Origin of the sequence: Tahibacter caeni (genome assembly GCF_024609805.1) — a bacterium.
Lineage (GTDB): Bacteria > Pseudomonadota > Gammaproteobacteria > Xanthomonadales > Rhodanobacteraceae > Tahibacter > Tahibacter caeni.
Genome location: NZ_JANFVR010000212.1, coordinates 1 through 8,298 on the forward strand (window position 1 = coordinate 1; position 8,298 = coordinate 8,298).

The 8,298-nt window shown below is 70.4% G+C and carries 11 protein-coding genes; 6 read left to right on the plus strand and 5 right to left on the minus strand.

Annotation, left to right across the window (positions count from 1 at the left end; translation table 11 throughout):
- The first annotated feature begins 279 nt into the window (after window positions 1-279).
- The 6 genes from apbC to NON22_RS16315 all read left to right on the plus strand — a co-directional run bounded on the left by apbC (window position 280) and on the right by NON22_RS16315 (window position 4,632).
- A complete protein-coding gene (gene apbC, locus NON22_RS16290; RefSeq protein ID WP_257388001.1) occupies window positions 280-1,371 on the plus strand; it encodes an iron-sulfur cluster carrier protein ApbC in 1,092 nt (363 codons plus the stop codon).
- Window positions 1,372-1,463: 92 nt separating this feature from the next.
- The gene (gene dcd / locus NON22_RS16295) at window positions 1,464-2,033 is read left to right on the plus strand and encodes a dCTP deaminase (protein WP_257388002.1); all 570 of its coding nucleotides are present in this window, start codon (window positions 1,464-1,466) and stop codon (window positions 2,031-2,033) included.
- 119 nt (window positions 2,034-2,152) lie between these two features.
- Complete coding sequence (locus tag NON22_RS16300) at window positions 2,153-2,557, plus strand: hypothetical protein (protein WP_257388003.1); 405 nt, start codon at window positions 2,153-2,155, stop codon at window positions 2,555-2,557.
- 64 nt (window positions 2,558-2,621) lie between these two features.
- Window positions 2,622-2,936 (plus strand): hypothetical protein, encoded by a 315-nt coding sequence (locus tag NON22_RS16305; RefSeq protein ID WP_257388004.1) that lies wholly within the window; start codon window positions 2,622-2,624, stop codon window positions 2,934-2,936.
- Window positions 2,937-3,043: 107 nt separating this feature from the next.
- Window positions 3,044-3,787: a hypothetical protein gene (locus tag NON22_RS16310; RefSeq protein ID WP_257388005.1), complete on the plus strand. Its 744-nt coding sequence runs from the start codon at window positions 3,044-3,046 to the stop codon at window positions 3,785-3,787.
- A gap of 128 nt (window positions 3,788-3,915) precedes the next feature.
- A complete protein-coding gene (locus NON22_RS16315; RefSeq protein ID WP_257388006.1) occupies window positions 3,916-4,632 on the plus strand; it encodes a hypothetical protein in 717 nt (238 codons plus the stop codon).
- A gap of 55 nt (window positions 4,633-4,687) precedes the next feature.
- Here NON22_RS16315 and pcp read toward each other — a convergent pair whose 3' ends face one another.
- The 5 genes from pcp to NON22_RS16340 form a co-directional block, all read right to left on the minus strand.
- Entirely contained in the window at window positions 4,688-5,344 is a 657-nt protein-coding gene (gene pcp / locus NON22_RS16320; RefSeq protein WP_257388007.1) for a pyroglutamyl-peptidase I, read from the minus strand.
- Entirely contained in the window at window positions 5,341-6,312 is a 972-nt protein-coding gene (locus NON22_RS16325; protein ID WP_257388008.1) for a DUF979 domain-containing protein, read from the minus strand. The genes pcp and NON22_RS16325 overlap by 4 nt, the downstream gene beginning before the upstream one ends.
- Window positions 6,309-6,989, minus strand: a complete 681-nt coding sequence (locus NON22_RS16330) for a DUF969 domain-containing protein (protein ID WP_257388009.1) — start codon at window positions 6,987-6,989, stop codon at window positions 6,309-6,311. Before NON22_RS16330 ends, NON22_RS16325 begins: the two co-directional genes overlap by 4 nt.
- Window positions 6,986-7,759, minus strand: a complete 774-nt coding sequence (locus NON22_RS16335; RefSeq protein WP_257388010.1) for a LamB/YcsF family protein — start codon at window positions 7,757-7,759, stop codon at window positions 6,986-6,988. Before NON22_RS16335 ends, NON22_RS16330 begins: the two co-directional genes overlap by 4 nt.
- Window positions 7,747-8,298 (minus strand): 5-oxoprolinase subunit C family protein (locus tag NON22_RS16340; protein WP_484600508.1); only part of this gene is annotated, 552 nt, incomplete at its 5' end. The genes NON22_RS16335 and NON22_RS16340, both read right to left, overlap by 13 nt.

Consider the following 8,298-nt stretch of genomic DNA (forward strand, 5'->3'; position numbering starts at 1 on the left):
GGCCTCGCGCGCGTCGGCGGAGTCTTTCGCCGTGCCGGCGGCGGCGTCCTTGGCGGCGGGCGGCGCCTCGCCCGAGCAGGCCGCGACGGCGGCGCACAGGGCGAAGGCAAGCGAAATTCGGAAGCTCGAACGCATGGGGAAATCCTTCGGGGACGAGAAGCGCGGCGCGCAGGATGCCGGCGCCGACGGCGGATCGCAATGCGGCGGGCGCGACGGCCCGGCTCTGCGCAGCGGGGGGTTTGACACTACAATCCGCGCCGAAAGTTCCCAGGAGCAGTTATGACCCAGGTTACCGAGGCCCTGGTGCGGCAGGCGCTGGCCGCCGTCCAGGACCCGCATACGGGCAGCGACATCGTCAGCAGCGGCGCCCTGCGCGCGGTCGGCATTTCCGGTTCGCGCGTGTCGGTCGACGTGCAGCTGAGCTATCCGGCCGCCGGCTGGCAGCGCGAGCTCGCCGCGGAAATCCAGCGCGTGCTCGAGGCGCTGCCGGAGGTGGAAGCCGCCGTCGCGACCGTGTCGTTCCGCGTCTACGCGCACCAGGTGCAGAAGGACCTGAGCCCGCTGCCGGGCGTGCGCAACATCGTCGCGGTCGCCTCGGGCAAGGGCGGCGTGGGCAAGTCCACGACGGCCGTCAACCTCGCGCTCGCGCTGTCGGCCGAAGGCGCCCGCGTCGGCGTGCTCGATGCCGACGTCTACGGCCCGTCGCTGCCGCTGCTGACGGCGACCTCGGGCAAGCCCGAGAGCCCCGACGGGCAGAACTTCAGTCCCAAGCGCAACCACGGCCTGCAGATCATGAGCATCGGCTACATGATCGAGGAGGACACGCCGGTGATCTGGCGCGGCCCGATGGTCACGCAGGCGCTGATGCAGCTCGCGACGAACACGCTCTGGGACGAGCTCGACTACCTTGTCATCGATTTCCCGCCGGGCACCGGCGACATCGCGCTGACCCTGGCCCAGCGCATCCCGATGAGCGCCGCGGTCATCGTCACGACGCCGCAGGACATCGCGCTGATCGACGCGAAGAAGGCGCTGAAGATGTTCGGCAAGGTCGAGGTGCCGGTGCTCGGCATCGTCGAGAACATGGCCACGCACGTCTGCTCGAACTGCGGGCACGAGGAACCGATCTTCGGCCACGGCGGCGGCGAACGCATGGCGCAGCAGTACGGCGTGCCGCTGCTGGGCTCCCTGCCACTGGACATGCGCATCCGCAGCGAAGCCGACGCGGGCACGCCGAGCGTGATCGCCGCGCCGCAGTCGGACATCGCGCTGCGCTACCGCGAGATCGCGCGGCGCGTCGCCGCGAAGCTGTCGCTGCAGGCGCGCAACAAGGCCATCCAGTTCCCGAAGATCGTGATCCAGAACACCTGACCGCGGCGCGGGCCGCCGCCTGCCGTCCCTGCGGCGGCCGGCGCGCGGTGCCGCGTCCCATCCCCTCGTTTTTGCGGAAACCGACCCGACCCATGAGCATCAAGTCCGACAAGTGGATACGCCGCATGGCCGAGAGCCACGGCATGATCGAACCGTTCGAACCGGGCCAGGTGCGCCAGAACGCGTCCGGCGGCAAGCTGATCTCGTACGGCACCTCGAGCTACGGCTACGACGTGCGCTGCGCCGACGAGTTCAAGGTGTTCACGAACATCAACTCCACGATCGTCGACCCCAAGGCCTTCGACCCCAAGAGCTTCGTCGACGTCAAGAGCGAGGTCTGCATCATTCCGCCGAACTCGTTCGCACTGGCGCGCACGGTGGAATATTTCCGCATTCCGCGCAGCGTGCTGACGGTCTGCCTCGGCAAGTCGACCTACGCGCGCTGCGGCATCATCGTCAACGTGACGCCGCTGGAGCCGGAATGGGAAGGCCACGTCACCCTGGAGTTCTCCAACACCACGCCGCTGCCGGCGCGCATCTACGCCAACGAAGGCGTCGCGCAGATGCTGTTCCTCGAATCCGACGAGGAATGCGAGACCAGCTACGCCGACCGCGGCGGCAAGTACCAGGGCCAGCGCGGCGTGACCCTGCCGCGGACCTGAACCGGCCCCTCGCGCTTTGCCGAAAGCGCGCGCTCGCCGTGCCGCGCTGGCTTCTATTGCCGGCTGCGCGTTTGCTGTACGCTGCGTGCCTTTCCGTTTTCGCCAACCAGGACAGCCTGATGCAATACCGTGCCATGAACCGGATCCTGCGCGGATCGCTGCTCGCCCTGATCGCCGCGCTGCTGCTCGGCGCCTGCGGCGGCAAGACGCGTCCCGACACGGTGGCCGCGCCGAACATTCCGGCCAGCTTCGACCTGACCCTGCTGCCGGAGAAGGACGGCCAGTTCGACCTCGACGGCGCGACCCTGTCGGAAGAGGACGTCAAGGGCCATCTGCGCTACCTGCGCGACCAGAACAAGCCCGTGCAGAGCGTCTTCCTCAAGCGCGACGGCAAGCAGAAGGTGACCGAGCGCCACATCCAGGGCCTCGCGCGCATCGGCATCGAACTCAAGGTGCACACCTTCCTGCAGGAAAAGCCCGGCATGGAAATCACCGAAGTCCGCGCCGAAAGCACGGCCAAGTGACGCCGAACCTCCCTTTCATTCACGCTAGCTGCGGCCGTCGCGCCGCGATCCCCCGGAGTCGACGATGAAACGCATTCTGCTGGCCCTGTTCGCCACCTTCGGCCTGGCCTTCGCTGCGTACGCGGCCAAGGACGTCAAGGACGGCAACGCCTACGTCAAGGCGGTGCAGAAGGATCAGTTCTTGTTCCAGGGCAACCCGCTCGGCAAGAACATGCTGCTCGGCTCGCTGCAGGAGCTCAAGGACGAAGGCCAGCTGACCGGCGTCGTGCTGCGTAACGCCGGCGACGCCAGCGCCGAGCACCGCCATCTGATCAAGGTCATCGCGGACTACCTGCAGATCAAGGCCTACGACAAGGACCTGCAGCCGCTGGCCGATTGAGCCCCGCGACGAACGCGGCTGCGCCCCATCGCGGCCGCGTCCGGTCAGATTTGGCCGCAGGAGCGCGGCCGCGAAACTTTCGCCGGGTGCGGCTGTCGTTTTTTCCCATGCGCGCACGATCTTTCCGTTTCCCGGTTCTCGCCGCCGGACTCTGCCTGGCCGCGGCAGCGGCGGCCGGACCGCTGACGTGGCTGCGCGACAAGCTGACGGGCAAGCCCGAGGCGCCCAAGCCCGGCGTGGTCACCGCGAAACCCGGCGCCGTGACGTTACTGCCGGACCAGCCGACGCGGCTGGCCGTCGACGTCGGCGCGCCCGAGGCCGAACTGCCGCGCGGCCGCAGCTATTTTCGCCGCGTCGAACTCGTGAAGCCGCTCGACGAAGCGCTGATCGAAGTCCGCGTCATTGCCCAGGACACCGACGGCGGCAAGCGCCGCACGGTGTTCAAGCCGCTGTTCTACCTGCTCGACGACGATGGCGGCGTGCGCGAGACCGTCGAGGTCGATCCGCTGAACATCGACATACGGCCGTTCCAGCCGACCGCGCTGGTCGGCTGCGTCAAGGTCGGCCGGCTCAACCGTTTCCTCGTCGCGACGACCGAGAAGGACATCGGCGCGCATTTCGAAACCGGGCGCAGCTCGGTCAAGGCCGCCTCGAAAGGCGGCTTCTACTACTCCACCGACGCGGTCAAGGTGAAGTTGCCGTACGCGGCGACCGGCGAGCTCGTGCTGACGGTCAGCCCGCCCGCGAGCCGGCGCTGCGAACCGGCCACGACGGCCAAGAAGGACGCCAAGGACGCCAAGGACGCGAAGCCGGACAAGGGCGCCGAGACCCAGCAGGCCGCGGCGCGCTGACGCGTCGGCATTTGCCACAAATCCATTAGTTCCCGCGTTCATTTGCGGTGCCGTGTCCCGGTGCCGGGTTGCCCGCGCCCGCGGCGCTTTGGCATGCTCGTCGCGCAGGGGTGCGCGAGGAGAAGGCAATGAAGCCTGTCGCTGCGACGATGGCCTGTCTGGCCCTGAGCCTGGCCGGCGCGGCCGGTGCCGCCGGACCGTATTCCTACGTCGGCCACGGCGGTTCGCCGGACTGGGCGCGCTGGAGCTACGGGCCCGTGCGCAACGACGAGATCCAGCAGGTCACCCTGCAGCTGCAGACCGGCAGCGCCGCGGCCGATCCCGACATGCATTTCGCGTTCGGCCTGCGCGGCGGCGCGACGATGGTGCCGTGCCCGATCAACGATCTGCCGCAGTTCGCGAACGGCTGTCCGCTCGGCCGCGGCATCACGTTCGGCCACGTGCCCGACGGCTTCGGCACCGGCGGCACCTGCAGCGGCGTGGCGATCGAGCATTTCAGCCTCGGCTACGCGGGCGACCCGCTGATCGTCGCGGGCAGCTGCGTGCCGTTTCCGATCCGTCCCGACCAGCGCTACGCGTTCATCATCCGCGCGACCGTCGACAACGTCAGCTGGCGGCTGCTCGAGCTGAGCTGGCTGCCGACGCGCGATCCGCAGACCGGCGCCGGCGTCATGACGCCGCAATGGAACGACGTCGCACGCGGCGGCTGCATCGAGACCGCCGGCCGGCCGTGCCCCGAGTTTGCCGAAGTCGACCGCGACTATGGCGACGTGTTCGTCGCCTCGGGCTTCGTCAAGGAAGGCAGTTTCTGGATCGTCGAGGACCTGCGGATCCTGAGCTATTAAGTTCTCGCGATTCCCTCTGCCCAGGCGTGTCGCGCCGGGGAAGGTTTTTGCGGCCTCAATGCGTCGCGCCGGCGCTGACGCGCTTGTCGCGCCGCGTCGTCAGCGCGGTGTCGACGATCAGGCGCAGGCTCGCGACGATGGTGTCGAGCGCGAGGCTCGGCGCGCCCGGGTGGGCGACGGCCTGTTCCGGCAGGAACGGGATGTGCACGAAGCCGCCGCGGATCTGCGGCCGTTCGCGCAGCGCGTGCATGAGGCCGTAGAACACGTGGTTGCAGACGAAGGTGCCGGCGGTCTGCGAGATCTCCGCGGGCAGGCCGGCCTTCTGCAACGCGGCGAGCTGGGCCTTGATCGGCAAGGTGGACAAATACGCGGCCGGCGCGCCGCGCACGACGGGCCGGTCGACCGGCTGCCTGCCGGCGTTGTCGGCGATGCGCGCGTCGTCGACGTTGATTGCGACGCGTTCGAGCGACACGCGCGAACGGCCGCCGGCCTGGCCGACGCAGACCACGAGTTCGGGCTTGATCCGCGCGAGCGCCGCGCGCAGGCGGCGCAGGGAATCGCCGAAGCAGGTCGGCAATTGTTCGGCGACCAGACGATGACCGCGCACGACTTCGCCGTCGAGGCGGCGCACGGCTTCCCAGGACGGGTTCAGGCTCTCGCCGCCGAACGGATCGAAACCGGTCAGCAGCACGCGGGGCAGGGCGTCGCTCATCGGAAGGCCAGGAAGTACATCAGCGTGATATTGGTCGCGGCGAGCAGCACGGCGGTCAGTGCCTGGCCGCGGATGACGCCGTAGGGATCGCGCAGCTCGAGCAGCACGGCCGGCACGATGTTGAAGTTCGCGGCCATCGGCGTCAGCAAGGTGCCGCAATAGCCCGTGAGCATGCCGAGCGCGCCGACGACGGCCGGATCGGCGCCGTGCTGGCGGATCAGCAAAGGCAGGCCGATGCCGCCGGTGATGACCGGAAACGCGGCGAACGCGTTGCCCATGATCACGGTGAACACGATCATGCCGAGGCCGTAGGCGACGGTGCAGGCCAGGCGGCTGTCGGTCGCGACGAACTGGCCGATCAGCGCCGAGACCGCGTTGCCGACGCCGGTCGCCTCGAACACGCCGCCGAGCGCGGCGAGCAGCATCGGCAGTACGACGGCCCAGCCGAGCTGGTCGAGCAGCCGGCTCGATTCGCGCAGGGCCTGCGCGGGCCGGCTGCGCGTGACGTAGAGCGCGAACGCGACGGCGGCGCAGCAGCCCAGCGCGAGCGCCGGCACGGTCGCGTTGCCGGCCGGAAACAGGCGCCAGTCGCCGGCGACGAGATACGGTGCGAGCAGGAACAGCACGGTCGTGACCAGCGGAATCATCAGCGCGGGGCCGAACAGCTTGTGGCCGAGCCGTTGCGCCGAGGCGGTGCGCGCTTCGGCGTCGCCGTCGCCGACGGTTGCGCGCTTGAGCAGGCCCGAGCCCGCGAGCAGCGCCATCAGCACGACGGCCGCGCCGGCGAGCTGGGTCGGCAGCCGGTTGCCGGCCTTGTCGGCGGCGAGGATCGCATCGCCCGCGGCGAACACGATCGCGATCAGCGCCCAGAACAGCGCGTTGGCCCAGCGCCGCGCGCGCAGGTCGAACACGGCCGCCGCCCCGAGCACGAGCGCGGCGAGCCACCAGACGTAGCTCAGCGCGATCATGCGCGCGGCTCCGCGTCGCGCTTGAGACCGTACTGGAACACGACGATGCGCAGCGCGTGGATCACGAACGCGGCGATCGCCGTCGGTATCGCCCAGATCGCGATGGACAGCGGTTCCAGATGGATGCCGTTGGCCGTGTAGAAGGTCTGGATCAGCAGCACCGCGCCGAACGCGATGAAGATGTCCTCGCCGAAGAACAGGCCGACGTTGTCGGTCGCCGCGGCGAGCGCGCGGATGCGTTCGCGCTGCAGCTCGTCGAGGCCCGGCGCGGTCTTGCGCGCGGCGGCTTCGGCCATCGGCGCGATCAGCGGACGCACGGTCTGCGCGTGGCCGCCGATCGAGGTCAGCCCGAGCGCGCCCAGGATCTGGCGCAGCGCCATGTAGCAGATCAGCAGCAGCGACAGGCTCATGTAGTAGAGGCCGGCGATCCAGCGCTGCGCGTGCTCGCGCAGGCCCGCGTGTTCGAGCAGGCCGACGACGGGCAGGGTCAGCACGATCAGCAGCGGCGCGCGCGTGGCGACGAAGGACTTGCCGAGCAGCGCGAGCTGGTCGGCCAGCGGCAGCCCGGCGGCGAAGCCGCTGACGAAGCCGGCCGCGACGACGACGAGCATGGGATTCAGGCGCGCGGCGAAACCCGCGACGACGGCGGCGACGCCGAGCAGCGGCCAGTAGTTCATGCAGTTGCTCCGCGCGCCGGCGCGGCGATCGTGATGCCGGCTTCGGTCAGCGCCGCGCGCAGGCGCCGCGCGAACGCGGCCGCGTCGGGCTTGTCGCCGTGGATGCACAGGGTGTCGGCCGCGACGGCGACGCGGCTGCCGTCGCCGGCGGTCGCTTCGCCGCGCAGCGCGATCGAGAGTCCCTGTGCGACCGCGGCCTCGACCTCGTCGATGACGGCGCCGGCCTCGCGGCGCGGCGTCAGGCTGCCGTCGGCGCGATAGCGGCGGTCGCAGAACGCTTCGGCGGCGACCGCGAGACCGGCCGCGCGGCCGGCTTGCGGCAGCGCGCTGCCGGCGAGGCCGACGAGGATCAGGCCGCGGTCCACATCCGCGACGGCCGCGGCGATGGCCTGGGCCAGCGACGCATCGCGTGCGGCCATGTTGTACAGCGCGCCGTGCGGCTTGACGTGATGCAGCGCGCCGCCGGCCGCATGCGCGAACGCGGCGAGCGCGCCGATCTGGTACACGGTCAGCGCATAGGCTTCGTCGGTGCCGATGCTCATCTCGCGGCGGCCGAAGCCTTGCAGGTCGGGCAGGGACGGATGCGCCCCGATCGCGACGCCGCGCGCGACGGCCAGCCGCACGGTGCGCCGCATCGTTTCCGGATCGCCCGCATGGAAGCCGCAGGCGATGTTGGCCGAGCTGACTTCGGCCAGCACGGCGTCGTCCTCGCCCATGCGCCAGGCGCCGTAGGACTCGCCGAGGTCGCAGTTCAGGTCTATGCGTCGCATCCGAGTTCCCGCCGTCGTTGTTTCACGTAGTCGTGCAGCCGTGCGAGCGCGGCCGCCTGACGGCGGCGCAGCGCTTCGGCCTCGTCGGGCTCGACCAGCGCGAGCCGCACCGTTTCGCCGGGCCGGCGCTGGGCCAGCTGCGGCTGGTCCGTCGCGATCAGATGGGCGATGCGCGGATAGCCGCCGGTGGTCGGGTGTTCCGCGGCGAGCATGATGGGCTGGCCGCCCGGCGGCAACTGCACGGTGCCCGGCGTGACCGCGGCCGAGACGAGTTCGAGCGGTGCGGACAGTTGCAGCGCCGGACCGAGCAGACGCACGCCGACGCGGTTGGATTCGGACGCGATCAGGAACGGCTCGCCCAGCAGGGCCGTGCGCGAGGCCGCGTCGAGCGCGTCGAAATGACTGCCGCGCAGCAGGCGCAGCACGCGCGTCGGCGATACATCGAACCACGGCCACGGCGCGAGCGACCAGTCCGGCGCGCGGCGCAGCCACGGCCGCGCCGCCTCGGCGAGCGGCAGCCGGTCGCCGGCCTGCAGCGC

What these genes read in the sequence shown, in the direction of transcription:
- apbC (WP_257388001.1), top strand. Translation starts at nt 280, where the DNA reads ATGACCCAGGTTACCGAGGCCCTGGTGCGGCAGGCGCTGGCCGCCGTC.
- NON22_RS16330 (WP_257388009.1), bottom strand. Translation starts at nt 6,989, where the DNA reads ATGAACTACTGGCCGCTGCTCGGCGTCGCCGCCGTCGTCGCGGGTTTC.
- NON22_RS16300 (WP_257388003.1), top strand. Translation starts at nt 2,153, where the DNA reads ATGCAATACCGTGCCATGAACCGGATCCTGCGCGGATCGCTGCTCGCC.
- NON22_RS16310 (WP_257388005.1), top strand. Translation starts at nt 3,044, where the DNA reads ATGCGCGCACGATCTTTCCGTTTCCCGGTTCTCGCCGCCGGACTCTGC.
- pcp (WP_257388007.1), bottom strand. Translation starts at nt 5,344, where the DNA reads ATGAGCGACGCCCTGCCCCGCGTGCTGCTGACCGGTTTCGATCCGTTC.
- dcd (WP_257388002.1), top strand. Translation starts at nt 1,464, where the DNA reads ATGAGCATCAAGTCCGACAAGTGGATACGCCGCATGGCCGAGAGCCAC.
- NON22_RS16335 (WP_257388010.1), bottom strand. Translation starts at nt 7,759, where the DNA reads ATGCGACGCATAGACCTGAACTGCGACCTCGGCGAGTCCTACGGCGCC.
- NON22_RS16305 (WP_257388004.1), top strand. Translation starts at nt 2,622, where the DNA reads ATGAAACGCATTCTGCTGGCCCTGTTCGCCACCTTCGGCCTGGCCTTC.
- NON22_RS16325 (WP_257388008.1), bottom strand. Translation starts at nt 6,312, where the DNA reads ATGATCGCGCTGAGCTACGTCTGGTGGCTCGCCGCGCTCGTGCTCGGG.
- NON22_RS16315 (WP_257388006.1), top strand. Translation starts at nt 3,916, where the DNA reads ATGAAGCCTGTCGCTGCGACGATGGCCTGTCTGGCCCTGAGCCTGGCC.